Source organism: Novosphingobium sp. BL-S-19, from assembly GCF_055521675.1.
Genome location: NZ_CM145498.1, coordinates 3,004,210 through 3,029,739, shown reverse-complemented (window position 1 = coordinate 3,029,739; position 25,530 = coordinate 3,004,210). Strand labels below are relative to the sequence as shown.

Here is a 25,530-nt window from a genome sequence, read left to right as displayed (position 1 = left end):
GCAAACGGGCGGGGGGCGGCGCCACGCGCCGGGGGCTTCGACAAGCTCAGCCTGAGCGGGATTTGATGGGGAAGTTTAGCGGGAAACCGTACATAAACGGAACCCGGATTAACACGGTCAAATGCAAGCTGCCTACGAACCCTCGTCACCATTTCTCGTTCAAGTATTGAACGGCGAAGTGCCATTGGTTGGAAGTGAATTTGCGGAAGCAAACCTGCGGCGTGTAATAGGCTTCATTGCCGACGACGACGAAACGAACCGAAACTGGGCAGCGCTCATTATTGGGGATCTCGATGTTGATACGCCTGCTATCAGAGCCGCCTTAATTGCTGGGGCCGATGACCCAGTGGAACAAGTTAGCGCAGAGGCGATCCGGGGGCTGGCCCAGAAGGATAAGGTCCTTGCACTTCCTTACGTCCAGCGGGCGCTTGCGCGTTCACGTGCCACGGTCAACATATTCGAGGCAGCGGCGATTATAGCGCATCCATCTCTGGTGGAGTCGTTGAAGAGATTTGCATTACATTCTGAGAATGACTGGACCGATGACGTGCTGGCAGAAGCTATTGCAGCCTGCGAAGCTGGCCGGTGAACGTCCGCAATGGCGGCGAGCGGAATGGCGGTTTTTCAAGGTAAGGCGCAGATAGTCAGTCGCCGCGCGGAATCCCCTTCTATTCCCGCAGCCTCAATAGCCGACCGCGCGCCGCACTTCGCGCTCGCCGCCGCGGCCGTAGCCATGATCGTCATGCGAACCGGGGCGACGCTCGAACTTGAACTTGCCCACGGTCGAACTCATCGCGCCGGCCTGTTCGGTCAGCGCGCGGGCGGCGGCGTTGGACTGTTCGACCATGGCGGCGTTCTGCTGGGTGTTGGTGTCCAGCTGCTGGATCTCGCCGCTGAGGCCGCGCATCGTTTCCGCCTGCGTGGCCGAATAGCGCGAGATGTCCTCCGCGCGGGAGGTGGTGTCGGCCAGCTTGGTGATGATCTCATCCAGCGCGGCGCGGGTCTGGGCGACAAGGTCGACGCCTTCGTGCACGTCTTGCGTGGACTTGGTGATCAGGTCCTTGATGTTGTTGGCCGATTCCGTGGTGCGATGGGCCAGCGCGCGCACTTCGGTGGCGACGACCGCGAAGCCTTTCCCAGCCTCGCCCGCGCGTGCGGCCTCCACGCCGGCGTTGAGCGCCAGCAGGTTGGTCTGGAAGGCGATCGCCTCGATCACGTCGATGATGCTGGCGATCTCGGCCGAGCTGGTCTTGATCTTGTCCATCGCCACTACCGCCGATTCCATCACGGTGCCGCCATGGCGCGCATGGTGCGCCACTTCGGACACGCTGGAGTTGACCTGCCCGGCATTGTCCGCCGTGGTGCCGATGGCGCCCGTCACCTCGCGGATGCCTTCGGCAACGCGGGCGATGGTGGCGGCCTGGCTTTCGGTGCGGAAGGCCAGATCGTTGGCGGCGGCACTGATTTCCTGCGCGCTGACTTTCACGCTTTCCGAGGAATCGGTGATGTCCAGCACCAGTGCGCCGATGCGGCGGCGCATTTCGTGGAAGTCTATCGCCAGCTTCTCGAAGGCGGGAGGCAGGTTGCCCAGTTCGGCCTGGAGGTTGCCGTGGGCCACTTGCTCCATGGCGCCGCTCATCGCGTCCAGCGCCCGGTCGCGGTCCAGCGCCTCGTGCACGAAGTAGGTGTTCAGCGCGATCTGCATGTCCTGCATGGACGCCTTCACCAGCGTGCCGATCGCGTGGCCCATGCTGCGGCTGGTGAGCGGAGTGACGATGCGGCCGGTCATCATCGCGGTGATGACCTCTTCCAGCACCATTGCATAGGAGGAGACGTAGTAGTCCGGAGTGAGCCCGACGCGGGCGTGGATTTCGCCGATCTTCTCGCTGCGGGCGCGCGCTTCGCCGTCGAACCGGTTGGAGAACAGCTTGATCCAGTGCTCGTACTGCGCGCTGGACGCACGTTCGCGAATGGCGGTGGTGGGCAGCAGGCGGGAGAGTTCGGGCGTCGCCTCGATCCGGGTGTAGAGCTTGGCCAGTGCCTTGCGGGCGTGCTTGCGCATGGCGGCGCAGAGCTTCGGGAAATGCCGGTAGTTCGCCTCGTCCAGCGGGGCGATGTTCACGCGGGGTGCGGCGTTGCTGGCGGGTTTGGCGGCGGCAGTGGCGCTCATGTTCGGTCCATCCCATCGGCGGCCCGCCTCTGCGCCGGGCGACGGGGCAGCGGGCCGCAAGTCTCTTGGCGCGGGCAGGATCGCCGCGATGGCAAGCCCCCGATAGCGGCGGGTTTACCGGTGAGAGACTAAGATGATGAGATGGAACGACTAAGGGCGGGCCCTAGGAAAAGGCCCGCCTGTTTCAGATCAATAGCACTTCAGATCGCCGCGATCGACCTCGCGGCCCAGCAGGCCGCCGGCGACGCCGCCGATGATTGCGCCCAGCGTCTGGTCGCCGCTGCCGGCGATCTGGTGGCCGGCCAGCGCGCCGACGCCGGCGCCGATGATGAGGCCGGTGGTGCCGTTGTCGCGCTTGCAATAATAGCGCCCGTCACGGCCGCGCCAGACGTGGTCGTTGCGGCTGATGCGGGGCGGATTGCGATAGCGGCCGCGCGAATCGTAGCGGTAGTCGCGCTGGGGAGGGCGGTGGGAAGAGGCGTTGTAGCCGCCGTGCCGCGGATCGCCGTAACGGCCGTGGGGCGGATCGGCCGCAACGGGGGCGGCCATCGGGAGGATCGCGCTCGCCATGGACAGTGCGAGCAGAAGCTTCTTCATGAATTCTGTCCTTGTTGGAAATCTGTATCTTAGGACGATAACGGCCGTGATGGACTTAGGCTGCGGAACTCTGGATTAATGGGTGCCGCCTGCCGTGCGGTGAGAGGCGAAGCGCCCTGTGTGCGCGACGAAACGAAGGACTTTGCGATCATGACGTCAATGCTGCTCGATCTTGTCGATGTCTTTCCCGGCACGGCGCTGCAGGGCAATCCGTTGGCGGTCGTGCGCGGGGGTGAGGGGCTGGATAGCGGGCAGATGCAGGCGCTGACGCGCTGGCTGGGGTTCTCCGAAACGACGTTTCTGCTGCCGCCCACCGATCCGGATGCCGACTATCGCGTGCGCATCTTCTATCCGGCGGGCGAACTGCCGTTCGCCGGTCATCCGACGCTGGGAAGCGCCCATGCCTGGCTGGCGGCGGGCGGCGTGCCGAAAGTGCCGGGCAAGATCGTGCAGGAATGCGGGATCGGACTGGTGGAGGTGCGCCAGCAGGACGGGATGCTGGCTTTCCGCGCGCCGCCGCTCCTACGTGAGGGGGCGCTGGACGAGGCCGATCTGGCGGAAACGATCCGGCTGACCGGCGCCGATGCGCAGGCGGTGGTCGCCGCCGTCCATGCCGCCAACGGACCGGCGTGGAAGCTGCTCCACCTGTCGAGCGCGGAAGCCGTGTTGGCGGCCGAGCCGGTCGCCAAAGCGCCCAAGGGCACCGATGTCGCGCTGCTGGGGCCTTGTGCGCCGGGCGGCCCGGCGCAGTTCGAAGTGCGCGCTTTCTTCGCCGACCCGCAGGGGCGCATGGTCGAGGATCCTGTCACTGGAAGCTTGAATGCGGCGGTGGCGCAGTATCTATTTGGGATGGGGCTCGCAGAAGGCAGCTATGTCGCCGCGCAGGGCCGCAAGGTGGGTGCGGACGGTCTGGTCCACTGCACCCGAGCGGCCGACGGATCGATCTGGATCGCCGGCCGCGTGGATACGGTGTCTTCGGGCGGAGCCCTCAGCGCTTAACCGGGCTTCTTGGGCAGGGCGATCTCGGCGGTGCCGAGGCACATCTTCACGCCGCGCTGGTTGGTCATCAGATGCTTGACGTGGACGAGGTGGCGCCCTTCGGCATCGACCGATTTTTCGACCACTTCGGCGGTCTGGATCGTCACGTCGCCGGTCAATGCCGGGCCGCGATAGTTCGAGATGGAGTGGACCAGCATGCCATGCTCGCCCGCCCAGCCGGAGAGGTAGTCGGTCACCCACGAACCCATCGACGCGCCATAGCCATAGCCGCGCGGCATGCCGATGCGGCGGGCGTACTTGGGGAACAGGTGTCCGCGTGAGGGGCCGTAATAGGCGCCGTCGGTGAGGAAGGGGTTCTCCTTCATCATGTCCGGATCGTTCTCGTACCCGGCCATCTCGCGCGTGAAGCCGAGCGCCTCCAGATCGTTCTTGCGAAGGTTCATCGTCCCCCAGGTGTTGACGATATAGGCGCGCCATTCGGTGGCGAAGCTGGCCAGCGAGTGCGGGCCGAACACGCGTTCGGGAAGCTGATCGCCCACAGCCACGTCATCCCACCAGCGTTCCTTGTGGCCAAGATCGTGCAGCATCTTCACCCAGGCGAAGACGCGTTCCTCTATGTCGGCCACCGCTTCGTCGGTCCACTCGGGATCGTCGAAATCGGCCGGGTTGACGTTGGCACCGCCGGCATGGGCGTTGTAGCGCAACGCGGTGGAGCGCTGCGTGGCGATCTTCTCACCATGCTGGTTGGTGTAGTTGTTGTCACCGCGCTGGAAGCAGGTGGGGCCGAAGCCGGTTTCCTTCACCGCATAGTCGAAGGGAATGCGGGTGTTGGTGATCACGTCGCCCGCCTTGATGCGGGTGTCGTGGAACCACCACTCGTCGCCCGCGAACAGCAAGTGCGAATTGGGAATGCAGCCCACGCAGGCCGGGGCCGCGCCGTGGCCGTCGTCGGTGGCGATAGGAAAGCTCTGCGGCGCGACAAGGCCGCCCCAGCGGCTGGCCGCCGCAAAGTCCGGATCGAAATGGACGAGGTTGGGGTAATGCATCGCATGGACCCAGCGCCGGATATCGTTGGCGGCGATGGGCTCGCGCAGCGGCGAGAAGTCCATGACTTTGCCGAGGTACTGGTCGATGTCCGAACAGTCGAGCGTGGCGGCGGTAGCGGTGGCGTTCATCGGATAAGTGTCCCTGGGCGGCAAATGCGCCGCCGATGTTGTTTCGGATTAAGGATCAGGCGGTGCGCAGGCCGGTCGCGTCCTCGGGCTTGAAAACCGGGATTTCCTCGTCGGCCTTCAGCAGGATCAGCGGCAGCACGCGGTCGGTCGACTTCTGGTAGTCGGCATAGAAAGGGTGGCAGTCGATGAAGAAGTCCCACACCTTCTGGCGCTCGGCCCCTTCGGGCTCGCGCCAGGTGCCGCGAAAGGCCTGCGTGGCGATCTGGAATTCTACCTGCGGATCGGCGATGAGGTTCAGATACCACTGCGGGTGGTTGTCGGCCCCGCCCTTGGAGCCGCAGATCACCACTTCGCCGCCGATATCGGCGTAGCAGAGCGGGGTGATGAAGACCTTGCCGCTCTTGCGGCCGGTGTATTTCACCAGGCAATGCGTCGCGAACTTGCGCCCGCCGACGGGGGTGATGTCCACGATATGGCCCTGCACGCCGCCCGAGCCCAAGTACATCTCGCGATGCTCGGTCACCCAGTCGCGCCTGACGGCACTGATGGCCGCTGCGGTTTCGTCGCTCATGCCGCGCTCCTCTCCACGGTTTACGCCTGTTCATGCGAATTGGGGCGGAAGATCGCGAAGGTTGCGCGGCGGGTCCAGAAACTATGCGTTCTGGCCGGGAAGTATCACCGGGGCGGGTTTTGCCGATCACCGGGCATGGCGAAGAGATTTGCCTCGCTGCGGGTGCGCCAACTAAGAACCGGGCCTGCCGATTCGATTGTTGGAAATGTGCCCCTCATGCGCCGCTATCTCATCCCGGCCTTCATGACGATCATGACCGTTTCTTTGCCCGCCCGGGCAGAGGACACCGTCAGCATCGATGTCTATGCCATCCCGTCGAAGCCGATCGTCGATGCCGTGGCGCAGGCCAGCGGCAAGCTTGCCGAGCACGGCATGACGTCATTCTACGCGCAGGGCCACGCCGCCCATGTCACGCTGTACCTGACGAAATATCCCGTGAGTGCGGAGCCGCAGCTCAAGGCGGCGATCGCCAGGGCCGTGAAAGGCTGCAAGTCCTTCCCCCTGATCGTCGACGGATCGGAACGGACGGCGTCCAACTGGCTGTTCCTGCGGGTTACGCACAGCGCCGCTCTGCAGCGGCTGGCGGATCAGCTCACCCTGACGGCGGAGCCCTTCCGCTCCCACGACATTGCCCCGCCGGCGTGGATGCGCGAATATCCGGCCAAGATTCCCGCGTTCGAACGCTACGGCTCGCCCAACGTCTTCATGCAGTTCGAACCGCATCTGACGCTGCTTGCGAACGAGGCCAATCCCAACCTCGCGGCGGTGATGGCCGAACTGGAGGCGAACCCGCCCAAGGCCACAGGCACGGTCGAGGGCGTTGGCATTGGGATCGTCGATGCCAATGGGCAGGTGGTGAAGACCTTGGCCGAATATCGCTGCGCTTCTTGAGGGCTCTTGCCCGGCCCATCGGACCTCCGATGCGCCGGGCTAAAACCGTCAGGCGTTGAGCTGGCGGATCGGCGTGTTTTCCTGCCAGCCTTCCATCCAGTCCAGCACGTCTTCGTAGGGCATCGGCCGGCAGATGCCGTAGCCTTGGCCGTTATAGCAGCCGAGCGAGACCAGCAGGTCGCGGATTTCCTCGTTCTCCACGCCCTCGGCCACAAGCGGAATGCCAAGGCTCTCGCAGAGCACCACCAGACTGTTGACCAGCGACTGGTCGAAGCGGTTTTCGGTGAAGCGCTGGATGAACGAACGGTCGATCTTGATCTCGCTGATCGCGAAATCGCGCAGATAGCCGAACGAGGTGAAGCCCGCTCCGAAGTCGTCGATGGAGAGGGCGATGCCGTTCTCTCGCAGGCGTTCCACCACGCGGCGTGCCTGTGAGGGGTTGGTGATCAGCGCCGTCTCGGTCAGTTCCAGCGTCACCCGCTTGGGATCGATGCGATGGCAGTTCACCATGTCGACCAGATCGTCGACGAAGCTGGGGCGTTCCAGCATTCGCGCGGAAAGGTTGATCGAGATCGAGGCGCCGTCGACCTTGTCCTGAATCTGCGCGAACTGTTCCAGCACCTTGTCGATGCACTGGTGGGTGAAGGTCTCCAGCAGCGGGCTGTGCTCCACCGCGCGGATCAGCTGGTCGGCGGGAATATTGCCGATGCGCGGATGGTTCCAGCGCACCAGCGCCTCGAACCCGAGCACGCGGCCGTCGCGCATATCCACTTTGGGCTGCCAGTGCCACTGCAGCGCGTCGTGCGCGATGGCGCCTTCCAGTTCGTCCAGCATGATCTTGGGATCGACCGGCGGGTGAGAGGGCATGCCCTCCTGATAGGTGGCCAGCTTCGCCAGCCCGCGCTTGGCCTCGTACATGGCGTCGTCCGCGGCCGAGAGCAGGCCGGCCGGGGAGAAGCCGCGCTGCGGGCAGAGCGCGATGCCCAGCGAGGCGCCGACATGCATCACGCGGCTTTCGTGGACGATCGGCTGTTCGATCAGGCGCACCAGCTTGGCGGCCAGCGCGGCGGCGTTCTCCTCATCGTCTACGTCCTGCAGCAGCAGGGCGAATTCGTCGCCGCCAAGGCGGGCCACGGTATCCACCTCGCGCAAGTGGCCGCGCAGGCGGCGCGCGACGGTGGTGAGGACGATGTCGCCCACGGCATGGCCGAAGCTGTCGTTGATCTCCTTGAACCGGTCGAGATCGATCATCATCACCGCAAAACCGTCTCCGGTGCGGCGCGCGCGGGCGCAGGACTGGCCGAGCCGGTCGAACAACAGCGTGCGATTGGGCAGGTCGGTCAGCGGATCGTGGAGGCTGCGGTGCGTCAGTTCCTCCTCGGCACGGCGCAGGTCCTGCCGGTACTTGCGCCAGGCGATCCCTTCCTCGACCGAGGCGGCGACGCGTTCGGGCGAAAGCGCGCGTTTGGTGAGGAATTCGGTCATGCCGGACTTGATGGAATCGGCCGCGATCTGCTCGTCCGAATTGCCGGTGACGGCCACGATCGGGCAGTCGGGATCCACTTCCGCGCGGATCGTCGGCACCAGATCGCGCCCGTCGCCATCGCCCAGGCCGAAGTCCAGGAAGACGATATCGAACTGCGGTTCGGCCAGACGGATCAGTTGCAGCGCTTCGGCCTGAGAGGCGGCCTCCATCACATTGATCCGGCGCGGGCAGCGTTCCAGCATCCTGATCAGGCGCTCACGGTCGACATCGTCGTCATCGATCACCAGCGCCTGAATGTCGTTCGTGCCGTTGTGCAGGTATTCCATGCGCAATTGTCCTTCGATCGGCACGTTCTGGGGCGGAATGGGCAGTGAGGATGAGGAAGGTTGGTAAGTCATGACAATAGGGCCTCTCGTCAGGGGAGGTTCTGGGTGCAGGCGTATTGGGAAATGAACTGGGCAAGCTGGGAAAACTGCGGGCCGACCGCGGACTTCACCATGTATCCGGCGACATGTTCGTCGTAGGCGCGCGACCGGTCCTGATCGCGGGCGCTGGTGGTCAGGATGAAGACCACGGTGCGCGCCAGTTCGGGATCCGCACGCACGGCCTGAAGGAATTGGAAACCATCCATGTTAGGCATGTTGAGGTCCAGCAGGACGATCACCGGGGTTTCGACGTGCTTCGACGGGTGCCGTCCGCGCAAGATCAGCAGTGCCTCCGCCCCGTCACCCGCAGTGATTTGCGGGCAGGGCACCTGATGGCGGGCGAAGCTGCGCAGCACGCCTTCCAGCGCGACATCGTCATCATCGACCACCAGTACGGAGCAGTTCATGTCCTGCAGGGCCTGCATGGCTGGTCCGGCATCAATCATCGTCCATCTCCTTCAGAAGGACGCGCGGCCAGTGGATTTCGAAGCAGGCGCCGCCCAGATCGCCGGGGGAGCGCACGGTGATCATGCCGCCATGGGCGTTGATCATGCGGCGGGTGAAGGCGAGGCCGAGGCCTTCGCCGCTGGTGCCGGGAGAGGCGCGGTGGAACAGCTTGAAGATGCGTTCCTCGTTGCCCTTGGCGATGCCCGGCCCGTTATCGTCCACGGTGAACACGGTGTAGCGCCCATTCTCCCGCACGGAGATGCGGATCCGGCCTTCATCGCCGCCATGGTGCTTGATGGCATTGCCGATCAGGTTGCGCAGCGATGTGGCCAGCGGTGCGCGGGGCGCGCGGAACGGGCTGCCGCCTTCCTCTATGTCGATATCGACCGTGAAGGTTTCCGGTACCGAGGCCAGGCCCAGCGCCTCGTCCACCAGATCGCAGGGGTTGACCATCTCGGTCTCGCGATCGCGGTTGCCGGCGCGGGCATAGCTCAGCAGGTCGTCGATCATCTGCTCCGCGCGGCTGATGCGCAGGGCGATGCGATCGAAATTGTGCCGCACCTCAGGCGTCATGTTGTCGTCGCCCAGATCCTCGCGGATCCAGGTGACCAGATCGCCGATGCCGCGCAGGGGGGAGCGCAAGTCGTGGCTGGCGACGTACGTGAATTCTTCCAGTTGCGCGTTGGTCTGCTGCAGCGCTTCCTGCCCGCGCTTGCGCACGGTGATGTCGGTGACGATGGCCATGTAGAGCGGCTGGGCCATCGTCTCCAACCGCGTCAGCGCCACTTCCACTGGAACCTCGCGGCCAAGCCGGTGGAGCCCGGTCAGGTCGCGGCCCAGGCCCATCGAACGGGCGACGGGCGAGTGGGTATAGCCGTCGACATGGTGGTGGTGATCGGTGCGATAACGCGGCGGCAGCAGGACATCGAGCGGGCGGCCGACCAGTTCTTCCCGCGTATAGCCGAACAGATCCGCCAGCGCCTGATTGAGCTGAACGATGCGCTGGCGCGCGTCGATCACGATCAGGCCCAGCGGCAGATTCTCGAATATCTGGGAAAAGCGTTTTTCTGCCGTGGCGAGGCGGACCATGCTGCGCACGTGCAGGATCGCCCAATGGTCGAACGCGCCGGTGCAGGGGGCCAGCGTGATCTCGCCGGGCTGTTCCGCGCCGTCGATCCGCTTGAAGGTGGTGGCGCGCGTCCACGGCAGCCGCGCTTCGGCAGGCGTGGCGAAGTGGGACTCCAGCATTTGGAGCAGCGCCTCGCCGTCTTCCTGCTCCATCCACAGCGTGACCAGCGACAGCCGCAGCGCCGCCGGATCGGCTTCGCCAACGATCGAGGCGAAGGCGGGGTTGGCCCAGGAGATGACGCCGGCACGGTCCACCACGGCAGCGCCGATCGGTGCGTGCTGCAGCGCCGCGTGAACTTCAGCAAGGCCATCGACTACGATCGACACGCAACCTCCCAGTACAGAAGCAGGCCGCTTCCCCGGAATGGGAAAGGGTCCGGCAGGGCGACCGGGAGGGTCGTTCGCGTTCGTTCAGCGACGCGGGCGGCGAACCTCCTGCGTCATGGTTTGGGGCATGGGGCGTTTGCGGCTTACCAAGGGAGCGTTCCGTCGAACCCCCTAATGCAAGCGCTTCGCAACGATTGTTTCGTCAGAGACCGTTTGAAAATTCGCGAAACGCGAATTTTGCGGCACCGGGGGCAGCGCCCCGAGCGTCAATCTCAGATGGCGACGAACTTTCCGGCTTCGCGATCCTTGCGAACTTTCAGGCCGTTGAACACCGATCCGCTCATGGTGATCCACACGCCGGGCTGCGCGGCCTGGCAGCAGGCGAAGGCCATGCCCAGATTGAAGGCGGCATCGCTTTCGGCAAAGCGCGCGGGGGCGAGCGCGCCGGTCAGCACCACGGTCTTGCCGTCCAGACCGTCCAGCGCCTTGGCCGTATCGGTCATCGTGTCGGTGCCGTGGGTGACGACCACGTGGCTCTCGGGCGCGGCGGCGATGGTGGCGCGGATCAAGGCGCGATCCTCGTCGGTGAGTTCGAGGCTGTCCTTGCGGAGCAGTTCCACCACGCGGAACGGATGGGCGACGCGCGAGGTTTTGAGCAGCTTTTCGATCACGCTTTCGGCGATCTGGTATTCGCTGAGCGCGTCGAAATACTGCTTGTCGAACGTGCCGCCGGTGGTGACGACGAGGATGGGGGGAAGGGCCTGGGTCATGCCCGCGCCTTTAAACCGGCGACGGGGGAGGGGCAACTGTTGGCGGATATCCGATACCCTCCCCACACACCGTCATCCCCGCGAAGGCGGGGATCCCGCTTGTTCTTTTTCAGCACGCGGAGACGCGGAGACGCGAAGGGGCGGATTGCTGCACTGTCTCTCCGTGCCTCCGCGCCTCCGCGTGAAATCGAAGAAAAGCGGGGCCCCCGCCTTCGCGGGGGCGACGAAGTTAGGTCAGGGACTTGGCTCCGCTGCCCCCAACTACGCCTTCGCCATCTCGTTCAGCGTCACATAGTCCAGCTTGCCGGTGCCCAGCACGGGCAGGGCGTCCAGCACGCGGATCTCACGCGGGATCGAGAGTTCGGCAATGCCGTTGGCGCGGCCCCATTCCTGCAGCGCCTTGTGATCGGCGCCCTTGGCGGTGGTGTAGAGCACCAGTTGCTCGCCCTTCTTGGCATCGGGCCGGGTGACCACGGCGCTTTCCGCATCGGGCCAGACTTTGGCGGCATAACCCTCGACGGCCGGCAGTGAGACCATCTCGCCCGCGATCTTGGCAAAGCGCTTGGCGCGGCCGCGGATGGTGACGAAGCCGATCTCGTCGATGGTGACGATATCGCCGGTGTCGTGCCAGCCTTCGGCGGGCGGCTGGAGCACGCCGGGCTCGCTGGCCAGCAGGTATCCGGCCATGACGTTTGGCCCGCGCACATAGAGGCGGCCGCCCTCGGTGATGCCGGGCACCTCTTCAAGCCGCGCTTCCATCGCCGGCAGCATCCGCCCGACGGTGCCCGCCTTGAAGTGCATGGGCGTGTTCACGGCGATCACCGGGGCGCACTCGGTGGCGCCATAGCCTTCGAGGATGCGCAGGCCGAACTTGTCGGCATAAGTGCGCCGGGTTTCCTCGCGCACCTTCTCCGCGCCCGCGAAGATGTAGCGCAGCGAGTAGAAGTCATAGCTGTGCGCCATGCGGGCATAGCCGGAGAGGAAGGTGTCGGTGCCGAACATAATCGTGGCGTTGGCGTCGTAGGCGAGCGCGGGCACGATGCGGTAGTGCAGCGGGCTAGGGTAGAACACCGTGCGGATGCCGTTGAGCAGCGGCAGCAGGGTGCCGCCGGTCAGCCCGAACGAGTGGAACACCGGGAGTGCGTTCAGCACCACGTCGGCAGGGTTGAAGTCGATCCGCGCGGCCAGTTGCGCGCAGTTGGAGAGCAGGTTGCGGTGGCTCAGCACCACGCCCTTCGGCGCGCCTTCGGAGCCCGAGGTGAACAAGATCACCGCCGGCGCATCGGGCGAAACCTTGCGGCGGGCATGACGGCTGGCGGCAAGGCGGCCGGTAGCCATGTGCCAGAGCTTGGCAGCGGTGCCGATCTCTGCGGCCAGGTCTTCGAGGTAGAGCACCTTGCGTCCGTCCGCCTCCAGTGCGGCGATCACGGCGTCCAGTTTGCCCTGTTCGACGAAGGCGCGCGCGGTGACGACGGTTTCGATCTTCGCCGTGGCGCAGGCTGAAACGAGGCTGGCCTGACCCACCGTGAAGTTCAGCATCGCAGGCACGCGCCCCTCGGCCTGAAGCGCGAAGAAGGCGAGGGCGACACCGCTGACGTTCGGCAGCAGCAGGCCCACCGTTTCACCGGGGCGGGTGCGATAGGCAAGCCGTTCGCCCAGCAGCTCGGCGCCCAGGATCAGGCGGTTGTAGGCGAGCGGCGTGCGCTTGATATCTTCCACCACCTTGGTCTTGCCGCCGTGGACCGCGCGGGCTTCGCAGAGCGCGGCGAACAGCGTGCGGTCGGTGTGGCTGGTGTCGAAGATCATCCGGCTCATCTCGTCATAGAGACGGCGGCCGGCGATGGCGCGGCGCTGGCGGGCGGTCATCTCGCCTTCAATCGAGAAACGGCGCGCGGGCAGCACTTCGATCGAGACTTTGGGGAACCAGCGCTGGCGCACCTTGCCCTTGAGATGGGAGAAGGGCGTGTACTGCGGCCCGTCGAGGCGGACGGGGATGATCGGAGCGTCGGCCTTGTCGGCCACCATGCCGGGGCCGTCGAACACTTTCATCAGTGCGCCGGTCACGGTGATGCGGCCTTCGGGGAAGATCACAAGCGTGCGGCCTTCCTTGACGGCGCGGACCATGGCCTTGGCCGCCATCGGGTTGGTGGGATCGACCGGGAAGGCGCGGAACAGCTTGAGGAAGGGCTGGATCCACCAGCTTTTGGCGATCGCGGTGTGGACCGCGAATGTCGGCTTGCCGGGCAGGAAGGCGCCCAGCAGCAGGCCGTCGAGATAGGAAAGGTGGTTGACGACGACCACGGCCGGCTCACCGGGCTTGGGCATGTTCTCGATGCCGGTCAGTTCCACGCGGTAGAGCATGCGCAGCACCGCGCGGATCACCGCCTTGAACAGCGTTTCGGGCAGCAGCCAGATCGAGATCACTGCGACCACCAGCGTCGCGAAACCGAGCACGCCGATCACGCCGGGCACGCTGACGCCGCTACTCAGCAGCACTGCGACAATGCCCACGGCCGCCACGGTCATGCCGGCGTTGAGGATGTTGTTGGCGGCGATCACTTGCGAACGTTCCTCGGGCGCCGAGTGGATCTGGAGGATCGCGTAGAGCGGCACGATGAACATCCCGCCGGAGAAGGCGATGATGATCAGGTCTGCGAAAATCTTCCATGACTGCGGGTTGGACACGAACTGGCGCACATCGGCATCGATCACCGTGGGCACGAAAGCGCGGGTGGAGAGCCAGAGATCGATCAGGCCGATGGCCAGCATCAGCGCGCTGACCGGCACGTAGCGGGCGGAAACTTCGCCCTTGAGCAGCCGGTTCACCGTCATGGAGCCGAGCGCGATGACCACCGAGAAGACGACGAGGAACAGCGTCGCCACTTCCTTCTGTGCCTGCAGCGTGTCGGAAACGAGGGGGACGAATTCGGTCAGCAGGATCGCGCCGGCCGTGAAGAACCAGCTGATGCCCAGCACGGCGAGCCAGACGCCGCGGCCACGATGGGCGGCGACCAGCACCTGCCATGTTCCGCGTGCGATGTTCCAGTCGATCGGGTGCCCGTCGCGGCTGGGCGGTGCGGGCGGGATCGCCTGCGCGGCCAGCCAGCCCAGCACGGCAATGCCCATGGCGACGAGGCCCGCTTCCCACGGCAAGACCTGCCCGGCCAGCAGCTGGCCGCCCAGAATGGCAAGGAAAGTGCCCGCCTCGATCAGGCCGGTGCCGCCCATGACTTCACGTTCGCCAAGGTGCTGCGGCAGGATCGAGTACTTCACCGGGCCGAACACGGTGGAGTGCAGGCCCATCAGGAACAGGCTGGCGAGCAGGACCGCGATCGATTCCCACGCGAACCCGACAAGCGCGAGGCCCATTATCCCCACTTCGGCGAGCTTGATCCAGCGGACCAGCTTCGCCTTGTCGATCCGGTCCGCGATCTGGCCGGCGAGGGCGGAGAACAGGAAATAGGGCAGCGTGAACAGCCCCGTCGCCACCACCGACAGCATCCCCGCCTTATCCGGCGCATCGCGCAGAAGGCCATAGTTGGCCAGCAGCAGCATCGCGTACTTCAGCAGGTTGTCGTTGAAGGCGCCCAGGAACTGGACGCAGAACATCGGCGCGAAACGCCGCTTGGTCAGCAATGAAAAGTCTGGTGCCGCCACGCCCGTATCCCCTGTTTGAATGCGCTGTCTGGACTTCAAGGACTTTGCGGAGGGTTAAGCCGCAGGCGATTCGTTATCGCCATGACGGTGATGACATGAAATTGAACGTCGTTCAATTATAAAAAGACAGTGTTCAATTATGGCGCGCGGCTTGATGCTGGGTGGCAGCCGATGGGGTTGGGGATCAGTCCTGTTCGACGGCGTGGTGCGTCGGCCAGTCGATCAGGCCGATCACGGTATCCACGAAAGCCTCACGGTCGCGCAGGGTGGGGCGCTGCGGGCGCATCAGCACGTCGGAACGATAGCCGACCATGGCCGAAACCGTCATCAGCGTCAGGCGCTCCGCCTCTTCGTGCGAGAAGCGCGTTTCGAAGAACTTGGTCACGCAGGCGCGAAACTTGGTGGGCCCGCGTTCGTAGAACATCTCGTTGATTTCGGGGAATCTTTCTCCCTCGCTGACGACGAGCCGGAAAATCTGCACCGAATTCTCGCGCAGCAGGCAATCGAGGAAGCGCAAGCAGGCCCGCCGCAGCGCCGGGTAGGAAAAGGTCTGCCCGGTCAGCACTTCGTCCACGTCCTTGGAAAACGCTTCCACCTTGTCGTCCACCACGGCGGCGAAGAGTTCTTCCTTGGAATTGAAGTGGGCCCAGAGCGTGGCCTTCGATCCGCCCAGTTCGTCGGCAATGGCGGACATGCTGGTGGCGGCATAGCCGCGCTCGAAAAACGAGCGCGTCGCCACCTGGACGATCTCCGCCCGCTTCCTGGCCTTGTTGAGTTCTCTCTTACCCGTACATGCTGTCATAGTACTGCATAGTACGCTTTTCGATTGACAGGGGCAAGGTCGAGGAGGATAAAAACTGTACTGATGAGTACGATCCCGCTCCCCCGAGTCGCGGCAGCATCCATGCTGGCCGTCGGCCTTTCGCTATCCGCCTGCGCGGTGCCCGACCTTGGGCCGAAGCCGCAGTTGCGGACCCCTTCAACGCTGGACAGCACCCAGTCACTATCAGGGTCACTTTCTGCCGGTGAGGCTGCCCAGTGGCCCCAGCAGCAGTGGTGGACCGCCTATGGCGATCCGCAGCTTGACGCGCTGGTGGCCGAAGCCATTGCCGGCTCGCCGGATGTCGCCGCCGCACAGGCACGCATCCTGCAGGCTCGCGGCGCCGCCCAGGTGGCCGGCGCGGCGACCCTGCCGAGCCTCAATGGCCAAGGCTCCGCCGGCATGGCCAAGCAGAGCTATAACAACGGCATTCCGGCCGATTTCGTTCCCAAGGGCTGGAAGAGCACCGGCGATCTGGCGCTTTCGGGCGATTTCGATCTCGACCTCTGGGGCAAGAACCGCAAGGAACTCGCCGCCGCGACGTCCGAACGCATGGCTGCCGAGGCCGATGCCCGGCAGGCCGAGCTGATGCTCTCGTCCAACGTCGTTTCCTCCTACTTCGACCTTGCCCGCCTGATCGCGCGGGGAGAGGCGCTGAAGGATGCGGTGAAGGCGCGCGAGACGCTGGTGGACCTTACCGGCCAGCGCGTGCGCCAGGGGCTGGATCAGGAAGCGCCGCTGCGTCAGTCCGAAGCGCTGGCCGCTTCCGCCCGCGTCGCGCTGTCGCAGAATGACGAGCAGATCCTGCTGCGCCGCCACGCGCTTGCCGCGCTGCTGGGCGCCGGGCCGGACCGCGGACTCTCGATCACGCCGACCGCTATCGGTGCGATCCCGGTTGCTGCGGTTCCCGCCGATGCCGGGATCAACCTGCTCGGGCGCCGTCCCGACATCGTTGCCGCGCGGCTTCGCGCAGAAGCGGCGGACAAGCGGATCGGCGCCGCCAAGGCCGCCTTCATGCCGGACATTTCGATCTCGGGCCTGATCGGCCTGCAATCGCTGGGCCTGTCGAACCTGTTCAAGAGCGGATCGACGTACGGCAACGGCACCGGCGCGATCAGTCTGCCGATCTTCCAGGGCGGCCGCCTGCAGGGCGACTATCGCCAGGCGCGCGGCGGCTATGATCTGGCTGTGGCGGACTACAACTCCGCCCTGATCGGTGCGCTGCAGGAGGTTGCCGACGCATTGGCAAGCCGCAATGCCGCACAGGATCAGGACCGGGCCTCGGCAGACGCTGCCTCCAAGTCCACCCGCGCGCAGGACCTTGCGTTCCAGCGCTATCACGGCGGCATCGGCAATTACCTCGATGCCCTGACCGCCCAGACCACCGCGCTCGATGCGCAGCAGCAGGCGGTGGACGCCCATTTCCGGACCCTGTCCGAAGACGTCGCGCTGAAGCGCGCGCTCGGCGGCGGTTACGAAGACAATTCCAGCAAGAAGGCCCCCGAAAATGACTGACGAAGCGCAGGGTTCGCCTGCTGAAAACGCTGGAGACGGTAGCGTGCTGGGCAAGGACCGCCGCAAACCGTTGCTCGTGGGCCTCGGTGTCGCCGTGGTCGTGGTCGCGGTGCTCTATGGCGCCTATGACTTCTTCATCGGCAGCCGCTCGGTCTCTACCGACAATGCCTATGTCGGAGCCGACAACGCGCAAGTGACGCCGCTGACTTCGGGCCGCGTGGTCGAAGTGCTGGTTACCGATACGCAGCCGGTGAAGAAGGGCCAGCTGCTGTTCCGGATCGAGGATTCGGATCAGCGCATTGCCCTTGAACAGGCCGAGGCGGAACTCGCCTCTGCGCAGCGCACCTATGGTCAGTCGCTGGCCAACAACCGCGCCCTGGGCGCCTCGGCAGACGCCAGCGACGCGCAGATCAACTCTGCCAAGGCCAAGCTGGCTTCGGCGCAGGCGACGCTGTCCAAGGCGCAGGCGGACTATTCCCGCCGTGCCGCTCTGGTCGGTTCGGGTGCGGTTTCCGCCGAAGACCTGACCACTGCCCGCGAAGCGCTGGCCTCCGCCAAGGCAAGCGAGGGTGAGGCCCGCGCCGGGCTGGCCCAGATGCAGGCCAACTCGATCAGCGCCCGCCGCCAGGAAGACGCTGCCGTGGCCATCACCAAGGGCACCACGCTCGATACCGCACCGCAGATCCGCCAGGCCCAGGCCAAGGTCGATCAGGCCAAGCTCGATCTGGAACGCACGATCGTGCGCGCCCCGATCGACGGCGTGATCGCCAAGCGTGCGATCCAGGTCGGCCAGAAGGTCCAGATCGGCGCCGTCGCCATGACGGTGGTTCCGGTCGCGCAGCTCTATGTCGACGCCAACTTCAAGGAAACGCAGCTGGGCAATGTCCGTCCCGGACAGAAGGCCACGCTGACCTCCGACTTCTACGGCTCCGGCGTGACGTTCCACGGCAAGGTCGTGGGCTTCTCCGGCGGTACCGGCGCGGCATTCTCACTGATCCCGGCGCAGAACGCGACCGGCAACTGGATCAAGGTGGTGCAGCGCCTGCCGGTGCGCATCGAACTCGATCCCAAGGAACTGCAGCAGCACCCGCTGCGCGTGGGCCTGTCGATGGACGCCGAAGTCCACCTGACGGACGCTGACTGATGGCTGGCGCTCCCCCAACTGCTGGGGCGGGCGATAGCGGCACCTTTACCGGTGCGAAATTGCTCATCGCCGGCTTCCTGCTGGCGATGGCCAACTTCGTCGTCGTGCTCGACATGACGATCGCCAACGTCTCGATCCCCCATATTTCGGGCGGCCTTGGCGTCTCGGTGTCGAACGGCACCTGGGCGATCACTTCCTACGCCGTGGCAGAGGCGATCTGCGTGCCGCTTACGGGCTGGCTCGCCGGGCGCTTCGGCAGCCTGCGCGTGTTCCTGCTCTCGCTGATCGGGTTCGGCGTGTTTTCCGCGCTCTGCGGTATCGCGCATACGTTCCCGCTGCTGGTGCTGTTCCGTCTGGGGCAGGGCTTCTGCGGCGGCCCGTTGATGCCGCTGACGCAGACGCTGCTGCTGCGCATCTTCCCCAAGCACATGCATCCCCGCGCCATGGCGATGTGGGCGATGACGGTCGTCACCGCGCCGATCGCCGGCCCGATCGTCGGCGGCTACATCTCCGATAACTGGTCGTGGGAGTGGATCTTCTTCATCAACGTGCCGATCGTGGCGCTGGTCTTCTTCGGCCTGTTCACGATGCTGCGCGGGATCGAGACGCCCACCCGCAAGTTGCCGATCGATGTCATCGGTCTGGCCCTGCTGATCGCCTGGGTCGGCGCGTTCCAGATGATGCTGGACCTTGGGCGTGAGCGGGACTGGTTCGGTTCGCCGTTCATCGTCGCGCTGGCGGTGATCGCGGTGCTGTTCTTCATCGCTTTCGTGATCTGGGAACTGACCGAGGATCACCCGGTGGTGGACTTGAAAGTGTTCCGCCATCGCGGCTTTTCCGCAGCCACGTTCTCGCTCACTATCGCCTTCGGCACCTACTTTGCCTCGGTCGTGGTGATCCCGCAATGGTTGCAGACCTCGATGGGCTACACTGCCACGCAGGCGGGTGAGGCCATGGCCTTCTCCGGCGTGCTGGCGGTCTTCGCATCGCCCTTCGTGCCGAAGATGATGCAGCGCTTCGATCCGCGCCTGCTGGTGTTCCTGGGCATCTCGTGGATCGGCATCTGCGCGATCTTCCGCACCAGCTGGTCTACCGAAGTGCCGTTCTGGACGATTGCCTGGCCGCAGCTGGTGCAGGGAATCGGCGTCTCGTTCTTCATGGTGCCGTTGACGACCATCAGCCTCGCCTCGGTCGACCCGGACGAGACGGCGGGCGCGGCGGGCATCGCCAACTTCGGCCGCACGCTGGCCAGCGCCATCGCGACGGCGCTGGTGACAACCACATGGGAGGACATGGGCCGCGCCAACGGGGCGGACATGGCCGCATCGATGAACGGTGCGCAGCAGACGGTCGATCAGCTTCAGGCCGCCGGCTTCTCCATGGAGCAGGCGCGCCAGACGCTGGCCAACCTCGTCAACGCGCAGGGGACGGCGCTGGGCACCGTTCACGTCTTCGCCCTGTGCGCGATCCTGCTGTTCATCGCAGCATGCACTATCTGGATTGCACCGCGTCCCCCGCGTGGTGCGAAGCCGGCCTCCGGCGGGCACTAACCGCCTTAGCCTGCCGACCGGCCAGCCGCCGACGCCTCCCCCCTCTATCCCTGGCGTCGGCGGCTTTTTTTGTGGGTGCGCTCGTCACATCCGTGACGAGCTTGCGGCACCAGCCCGAGTCTTTCGTTGGGTGCGCCTTCGACATCCGTCGAAGGCTTGCGGCACCAGCCCACTCCCCCACCCGACCTCCCAGATTCTACCCCGTAGGGGAGGTCGGGTGGGGGAGTGGGCTGGTACCGCAGGACAGGTGGGCGCTTTTACCCGTCGTCCCCGCGAAGGCGGGGACCCCGCTTTTCTTCCGCCGTCAGCCGTCAGCCGTTCCGCACTGGCCCAGCACATCGCCGGCAAGCTCTTCCAGCTTCAGCTCCGCATCCACCGCGCCGGCCTCCACTGCCGCTGCCGGGGCCTGCGGAACCGTCGCCGTGCCGCGATCCTGCGCCAGCGTGCGGCATCCCGCCGCCTGCAACAGCTTCAGGCCTTTGGCACCGTCCTCGCCCATGCCGGTCAGCACCGCGCCGATCGCGGGCAGCCCGCCACGCGCGATCGTTCCGAACAACAGCGTGGCGGAAGGGCGGAACCCTTCCACTGGATCGCGCTCCACCATGCGTAGCTTGGCCGGACTGCCGGGCTCGACGATCACGTGCTTGCCCGGATTGAACGCGATATGCACCGTGCCCGGCGCCAGTTCGGCGCCGTCCACCGCAGCCTTCACCGCGCAGGCGCAGTCCTTGTCGGCGCGGGCGATGAACATCTCGGCCAAGGCCGGCTCGGTCTGGAGGATGATGACGGTGGGCGGGCAGTTCTTCGGATAGTGCGCCAAGACTTCGGTCAGCGCATCCACGCCGCCCATCGATGTGCTGAACGCGGCGATCTTGCCGTTGGGCGCATAGCCGCCCGCGCTCGCCCCTTCCGCTTTCGGTCCGCGATGGCGCGGCCGATCGCGCACGTTCGAATTGGCGGCGGCTATCACGATCTTGCCCAGCTTGCCCACCGTCTTGGCGAACTGTTCGGGCGTGGCCTTCAGCGGCTTGGGAAAGCATTCCACCGCGCCCAGTTCGAAGGCCTTCAGCGATGTTTCCGTGCCGCTTTGGGTAAGCGCCGAAAGCATCACCACCGGCATCGGGTTTGTGGTCATGATCTCTTCCAGAAACTCGATCCCGCTCATCCCCGGCATCTCCACATCCAGCGTGACGACATTGGGGCGCAGTTCGGCGATCTGGTCGCGGGCCTCCGCCGCGCTGGCAGCGGTGCCGACGACGACGACGTTCTTGGATTGCTCCAGCACGTCGCAGAACAGCGCGCGCATCGCGGCTGAATCGTCGACCACCAGGACGCGGGCGTCATGCATGAGGGGTTCGCCTTTCGGATTGAGACCGAAAGTTCCGATAGCCCCCAGCCTGAGACCAATTCCCTTAGCCGCCATAAGGGCATCGCCTGAGTTTGCGGCAAACGCCGTGTTGGCATCGTCGTGGATAGGACAGGGCGTTCAGCGCGCCCTTCGCATCCAGTGCGGGGCGGCCGGGGCCACTTAAAAACGGGGATTTGCATGACCAGCATCACTTTGCCGGCTCGCTGCGACCGGGCCGCCGCCGAAGCGCTCTGGCCCGAACTGGTGGCTGCCGTGGGCGATGCGCCGATGCAGATCGACGGCACCGGCGTCGCGCATGTCGGGCAGGCGGTGCTGCAATTGCTGGTTTCCGCCCGGCGCAGCGGCGCAGGCGCGCGCATCACCGCATCGCCGGCGCTGGAGGAAGCCGCGCGGTTGACCGGTTTGAACGCCGAAATGTTCGAGGAGCCCGCACTGTGAGCCCCGAGGAAATCCAGCAGATCTTCTTTGCCGAGTGCGAGGAATCGCTTTCGGCTGCCGAAGCGGGCCTCGCCGCCTGCCGCGAAGGCACGCAGGATGCGGACACCGTCAACGCCGTGTTCCGCGCGGTCCATTCGATCAAGGGCGGGGCAGGGGCCTTCGGCTACACCGCGCTGCAGGCCTACACGCATACGTTCGAGACGCTGCTGTCCGACGTGCGCGAGGGGTTGGTGGCAATCGAGCCCAAGCTGGTGGACCTGCTGCTGCGCGCGCTCGATACGCTGTCCGACCATGTCGAGGCGGCGCGTGAGGGCGGGGCACCGCCGCCCGATGCTGCGCTGATTGCGGAGATGGAAGCGTCGATGGCGGCAAACGGGGCCGGAGCGGCGCACAAGGCTGCATCGGAGCCCGAGCCCGAACCGGAGCCCGCCTCTGACAGCGATGACGATTTCGGCCTCGATCTCGATGCTTTGCTCGATGATCTCACCAGCGGCTTCGATGCGCCGAAGGCCACGGAAGCCGACCGCTGGAATGTCCATCTCCGCCCCCGCGCCGCCGCCATGCGCAATGGCAGCGAGCCGCTGTTGATGTTGCGGGAGGTGGTGGCGCTGGGCGGGCAGGTCGAGCGGTGCGACGCCCTACCGGTGCCCCCGCTGGATAGCCTGAATGTTTCCGAGGGCTATCTGGGCTGGACCTTCTCCATGCCGCAGGACGTGGCCGAGGATGCCGTGCGCGATATCTTCGATTTCATCGGAGACGATTGCGCGCTCGCCTTCGGCATGGATGAGGACATTCCGCCGGTCGAACTCTCGCTGCCCATTGCCGAACCCGCCGCGCCGGAACCGGCATCTCCGTCGGCTTCCGGCCCTCAGTCTGCAACACAGAGCGCGCCCCAGCCTGCATCCCAGTCCACCACTCAATCTTCGGCGGCATCGACGCCACCGCCGGTCGCCACCGGCCAGTCGATCCGCATCGATCTGTTCAAGCTGGACCGGCTGATCGATCTGGTGGGCGAACTGGTGATTGCACAGGCCATGCTGGACCAGCGGCTGGAAGGCGCCGGCGTTACCGCCACCGAGGAGCTATCGCTGCTGGAAAGCCTGACGCGCGACATTCAGGAAAGCGCGATGTCGATCCGCGCACAGCCCATCGGCAGCGTGTTCAGCCGCGTGCCGCGCATCCTGCGCGATCTCGCCTCGACCACCGGCAAGCACGTGAAGCTGGAAGTGTTCGGGGAGACTACCGAACTCGACAAGACCGTGATCGAACGGCTGGGCGAGCCGTTGACGCACCTGATCCGCAACGCGGTAGACCACGGCATCGAAACGGCGGAAGAACGCATCGCCGCCGGCAAATCGCCCGAAGGCACGCTGACGCTTTCGGCCGAGCATCGTTCGGGCCGTATTCTCATCTCGATCGGGGACGACGGCGCCGGGATCAACCGCGAACGCGTGCTGGCCAAGGCAATCGAGAAAGGCATTGTTAGCGCCGAGGCGCAGCTTTCCGCCGAGGAGATCGACAACCTGATCTTCGCCCCCGGCTTCTCGACCGCGCAAGTGGTGTCCAACATCTCCGGCCGGGGTGTGGGCATGGACGTGGTGCGCCAGAACGTGAAGGATCTGGGCGGGCGCATCACCATCGAAAGTACGCCCGGCAAGGGCACGACCTTCATCCTCACCCTGCCGCTGACGCTGGCGATTTCGGACGGGATGATCGTCAACGTGGGCGATCAGACGCTGGTCGTGCCGCTGGCGCATGTGGTGGAAAGCCTGCGCCCCGAAGAGGGTGCGGTGCAGGGTCTTGGTTCCAGTCAGGCCATGCTCAATGTGCGCGGGCGGTTCATTCCGGTGATCGCGCTGAAAGATGCGCTGGGATCGCCGCTGGGCGCGACTTCGCCCGAAGAAGGCGTGCTGGTGGTCGTCGATACCGAAAGCGCCGGGCAGGCCGCGCTGCTGGTGGACGATATCCAGGACCAGCGGCAGTTCGTGATCAAGAGCCTGGCCACCAATTTCCGCGTGGTGGAAGGCGTCGCCGGGGCGACGATCCTGGGCGACGGGCGCGTGGCGCTGATCGTCGATGTCGACAGTCTGGTGGCCTGCGCGCTGCCGCCGCAAGATCGGCCCCCATTCGACAAGCCCGGCCATGAAAGACACGCCGCGTGACCGCACCGGCGCTCACCATGGACCCGATCCCCGGCATCAGCCCGGATATCTACAGCGCGCGCGATTTCGCGGCGGTATCCAAGATCGTCTATGACGAGGTCGGCATCGTGCTGCCGCAGGGCAAGGCGATGCTGGTCTATTCGCGGCTGGCCCCACTGGTGCGCTCCACCGGTTCGGTCAGCTTCGGGCGCTACATCGAACTGATGCGGATAGACGAGGCGGAACTGGCCCGCGCCGTGGCCGCGCTGACCACCAATCACACGTTCTTCTACCGCGAGGCGCATCATTTCGAGCACCTCGCCAGCGAAGTGCGCCCGCATCTCATCCGCAAGCTGAAGGCCGGCGAACCGGCGCGCCTGTGGTCGGCCGGGTGCTCCAGCGGGGAGGAAACGTGGTCGATGGTCATGACCCTGCTGGGTCCGGACCGCGCGCAAGGGCTGGATCTGGCACGGCGCGATCTGGCGGTGCTGGCCAGCGACATCGCGCCCCATGCACTCGCCAAGGCGCGGGCGGCGACTTACGCGGCCAAGGACGTAGAGCCGGTGCCCGCCGACTTGCGCACGGTGTGGAGCAGCACGCGGGGGGAGGAGACCACGATCGCCGATCCGGCACGCGCGATCGTGCGTTTCCGCCAACTCAACCTGCATGGCAATTGGCCGATGAAGGGCCGGTTCGATGCGATCTTCTGCCGCAATGTGATGATCTATTTCGATGGCCCCACCAACGAGCGGCTGGTCGCCCGCTATGCGCAGGCGCTCAACCCCGGCGGCTATCTCTACATCGGCCATTCCGAACGCGTGACCGGGCCCGCCGCCGCCATGCTGCGGCTGGTCGGCCCCACCATCTACAAGAGGAACGAGGCGTGAGCATCCGGGTCCTGATCGTCGACGATTCCGCCACCATGCGCGCGATCCTGATGTCGCGGCTGAGCGAGCAGCGCGATATCGAAGTCGTCGGCACCGCGTCCGACGCGGCGGAGGGGCGGGCGCTGATCAAGCGGCTCGATCCCGACGTGGTCACGCTGGATATCGAGATGCCGGGGATGAACGGGCTCGATTTCCTGGAAAAGATCATGACCCTGCGGCCGACGCCGGTGATCATCGTTTCCGGCGCCACGCAAGAGGGCAACGATGTCACTGCCCGCGCGCTGGGGCTGGGCGCGGTGGGCTGCTATTCGAAGTACGATCCCACCGGCAAATTGGCCCTGCAGGACGGCGGCGAGCTGGCCGAACTGATCCGCGATGCCGCGCAAGTGAAGTTCCACAAGCCGGGCAAGACCGCGCCGGTGGTGGCAGAGGAAAGCCGGCGCTCGATCCGCCGCGACAATCGCCTGATCGCCATCGGCGCGTCCACCGGAGGGGTGGAGGCGCTGCAGGTGCTGCTGCGCGAGTTTCCCGTCGATTGCCCGCCGACGATGATCGTCCAGCACGTGAACCCGCGTTTCGCCCCGGCCATTGCCCGCACGCTGGATCAGGCCGGCCCGGCGCAGGTGCAGGTGGCGGAGCCCGACATGCCCTTGCTGCCCGGCCACGTCTATCTGGCGGCCACGGCCGATCATCACCTGACTGTGCGCGGCGGTTCTACGCTGACGACGCGGCTGCGGCGCGGGCAGGCGATCAGTGGCCATGTGCCCAGCGTCGATGCACTGTTCGCTTCCGTGGCGAAGGAGGTGGGGCCGGGCGCGGTCGGCATCCTGCTTACCGGCATGGGGCAGGACGGCGCGCGCGGGCTGCTGGCGATGAGCGAGGCGGGCGCGCACACCATCGCGCAGGATGAGCAGACCTGCACCGTGTTCGGGATGCCGCGCGCGGCGATCTCGCTGGGCGCGGCGCGGGTCGTCGCCCCGATCGGGCGCATCGCCCGCCACGCGTTCAACAAGGCGGCCTGAG

General features: G+C 65.7%; 21 protein-coding genes. 10 read left to right on the top strand and 11 right to left on the bottom strand.

Going from position 1 to position 25,530, the window contains the following annotated elements; translation table 11 throughout:
• Positions 1–121 precede the first annotated feature (121 nt).
• Positions 122–589, top strand: coding sequence for a lyase (locus ACZ1JV_RS22525; protein WP_465150605.1), 468 nt, complete (start codon positions 122–124; stop codon positions 587–589).
• Positions 590–682: 93 nt separating this feature from the next.
• Here the strand turns inward: ACZ1JV_RS22525 and ACZ1JV_RS22520 are convergent, their stop codons facing one another.
• Positions 683–2,170, bottom strand: coding sequence for a methyl-accepting chemotaxis protein (locus ACZ1JV_RS22520; RefSeq protein ID WP_465150604.1), 1,488 nt, complete (start codon positions 2,168–2,170; stop codon positions 683–685).
• A 189-nt stretch (positions 2,171–2,359) separates the two neighbouring features.
• Positions 2,360–2,767 (bottom strand): glycine zipper 2TM domain-containing protein, encoded by a 408-nt coding sequence (locus tag ACZ1JV_RS22515; RefSeq protein ID WP_465150603.1) that lies wholly within the window; start codon positions 2,765–2,767, stop codon positions 2,360–2,362.
• Between the two features lie 159 nt (positions 2,768–2,926).
• Here ACZ1JV_RS22515 and ACZ1JV_RS22510 point away from each other — a divergent pair, with 159 nt between their 5' ends.
• Entirely contained in the window at positions 2,927–3,766 is an 840-nt protein-coding gene (locus tag ACZ1JV_RS22510; protein WP_465152628.1) for a PhzF family phenazine biosynthesis protein, read from the top strand.
• Here the strand turns inward: ACZ1JV_RS22510 and ACZ1JV_RS22505 are convergent.
• Together ACZ1JV_RS22505 and ACZ1JV_RS22500 are read right to left on the bottom strand one after the other, a co-directional pair.
• Positions 3,763–4,941 (bottom strand): FAS1-like dehydratase domain-containing protein, encoded by a 1,179-nt coding sequence (locus ACZ1JV_RS22505; RefSeq protein ID WP_465150602.1) that lies wholly within the window; start codon positions 4,939–4,941, stop codon positions 3,763–3,765. The genes ACZ1JV_RS22510 and ACZ1JV_RS22505 overlap by 4 nt on opposite strands.
• 55 nt (positions 4,942–4,996) lie before the next feature.
• A complete protein-coding gene (locus ACZ1JV_RS22500; RefSeq protein WP_465150601.1) occupies positions 4,997–5,512 on the bottom strand; it encodes a nitroreductase/quinone reductase family protein in 516 nt (171 codons plus the stop codon).
• Between the two features lie 216 nt (positions 5,513–5,728).
• On the opposite strand from ACZ1JV_RS22500, the gene ACZ1JV_RS22495 reads away from it, so the two are divergent.
• Positions 5,729–6,403, top strand: a complete 675-nt coding sequence (locus ACZ1JV_RS22495; protein WP_465150600.1) for a 2'-5' RNA ligase family protein — start codon at positions 5,729–5,731, stop codon at positions 6,401–6,403.
• Between the two features lie 48 nt (positions 6,404–6,451).
• Here the strand turns inward: ACZ1JV_RS22495 and ACZ1JV_RS22490 are convergent, their stop codons facing one another.
• From ACZ1JV_RS22490 to ACZ1JV_RS22465, 6 genes are all read right to left on the bottom strand, one after another.
• Positions 6,452–8,215, bottom strand: coding sequence for a putative bifunctional diguanylate cyclase/phosphodiesterase (locus ACZ1JV_RS22490; protein WP_465150599.1), 1,764 nt, complete (start codon positions 8,213–8,215; stop codon positions 6,452–6,454).
• Positions 8,216–8,304: 89 nt separating this feature from the next.
• Positions 8,305–8,760, bottom strand: a complete 456-nt coding sequence (locus ACZ1JV_RS22485; RefSeq protein ID WP_465150598.1) for a response regulator — start codon at positions 8,758–8,760, stop codon at positions 8,305–8,307.
• Positions 8,753–10,216: a sensor histidine kinase gene (locus ACZ1JV_RS22480; protein ID WP_465150597.1), complete on the bottom strand. Its 1,464-nt coding sequence runs from the start codon at positions 10,214–10,216 to the stop codon at positions 8,753–8,755. Before ACZ1JV_RS22480 ends, ACZ1JV_RS22485 begins: the two co-directional genes overlap by 8 nt.
• Before the next feature lie 272 nt (positions 10,217–10,488).
• Positions 10,489–10,986: an asparaginase domain-containing protein gene (locus ACZ1JV_RS22475; RefSeq protein WP_465135892.1), complete on the bottom strand. Its 498-nt coding sequence runs from the start codon at positions 10,984–10,986 to the stop codon at positions 10,489–10,491.
• A 261-nt stretch (positions 10,987–11,247) separates the two neighbouring features.
• The gene (locus ACZ1JV_RS22470; RefSeq protein WP_465150596.1) at positions 11,248–14,643 is read right to left on the bottom strand and encodes an acyl-[ACP]--phospholipid O-acyltransferase; all 3,396 of its coding nucleotides are present in this window, start codon (positions 14,641–14,643) and stop codon (positions 11,248–11,250) included.
• 184 nt (positions 14,644–14,827) lie between these two features.
• Positions 14,828–15,382, bottom strand: coding sequence for a TetR/AcrR family transcriptional regulator (locus ACZ1JV_RS22465; protein ID WP_465150595.1), 555 nt, complete (start codon positions 15,380–15,382; stop codon positions 14,828–14,830).
• Between the two features lie 126 nt (positions 15,383–15,508).
• Between ACZ1JV_RS22465 and ACZ1JV_RS22460 the strand changes: the two genes are divergently transcribed.
• From ACZ1JV_RS22460 to ACZ1JV_RS22450, 3 genes are read left to right on the top strand one after another with little or no spacing between them, the layout of a single operon-like run.
• A complete protein-coding gene (locus ACZ1JV_RS22460) occupies positions 15,509–16,978 on the top strand; it encodes an efflux transporter outer membrane subunit (RefSeq protein ID WP_465150594.1) in 1,470 nt (489 codons plus the stop codon).
• Positions 16,971–18,122 (top strand): EmrA/EmrK family multidrug efflux transporter periplasmic adaptor subunit, encoded by a 1,152-nt coding sequence (locus ACZ1JV_RS22455; RefSeq protein ID WP_465135888.1) that lies wholly within the window; start codon positions 16,971–16,973, stop codon positions 18,120–18,122. Before ACZ1JV_RS22460 ends, ACZ1JV_RS22455 begins: the two co-directional genes overlap by 8 nt.
• Complete coding sequence (locus ACZ1JV_RS22450; protein ID WP_465150593.1) at positions 18,122–19,672, top strand: DHA2 family efflux MFS transporter permease subunit; 1,551 nt, start codon at positions 18,122–18,124, stop codon at positions 19,670–19,672. Before ACZ1JV_RS22455 ends, ACZ1JV_RS22450 begins: the two co-directional genes overlap by 1 nt.
• A 304-nt stretch (positions 19,673–19,976) precedes the next feature.
• Here ACZ1JV_RS22450 and ACZ1JV_RS22445 read toward each other — a convergent pair whose 3' ends face one another.
• Entirely contained in the window at positions 19,977–21,020 is a 1,044-nt protein-coding gene (locus ACZ1JV_RS22445) for a chemotaxis protein CheB (RefSeq protein WP_465150592.1), read from the bottom strand.
• 198 nt (positions 21,021–21,218) lie between these two features.
• Between ACZ1JV_RS22445 and ACZ1JV_RS22440 the strand changes: the two genes are divergently transcribed.
• Genes ACZ1JV_RS22440 through cheB form a run of 4 tightly spaced genes read left to right on the top strand, consistent with a single transcriptional unit; the run spans position 21,219 to position 25,529 of the window.
• Complete coding sequence (locus ACZ1JV_RS22440) at positions 21,219–21,479, top strand: STAS domain-containing protein (RefSeq protein WP_465150591.1); 261 nt, start codon at positions 21,219–21,221, stop codon at positions 21,477–21,479.
• Positions 21,476–23,641 (top strand): chemotaxis protein CheA, encoded by a 2,166-nt coding sequence (locus tag ACZ1JV_RS22435; RefSeq protein ID WP_465150590.1) that lies wholly within the window; start codon positions 21,476–21,478, stop codon positions 23,639–23,641. Before ACZ1JV_RS22440 ends, ACZ1JV_RS22435 begins: the two co-directional genes overlap by 4 nt.
• Positions 23,638–24,507, top strand: a complete 870-nt coding sequence (locus ACZ1JV_RS22430) for a CheR family methyltransferase (protein ID WP_465150589.1) — start codon at positions 23,638–23,640, stop codon at positions 24,505–24,507. The genes ACZ1JV_RS22435 and ACZ1JV_RS22430 overlap by 4 nt, the downstream gene beginning before the upstream one ends.
• A complete protein-coding gene (cheB, locus tag ACZ1JV_RS22425) occupies positions 24,504–25,529 on the top strand; it encodes a chemotaxis-specific protein-glutamate methyltransferase CheB (RefSeq protein WP_465150588.1) in 1,026 nt (341 codons plus the stop codon). The genes ACZ1JV_RS22430 and cheB overlap by 4 nt, the downstream gene beginning before the upstream one ends.
• Position 25,530 lies beyond the last annotated feature (1 nt).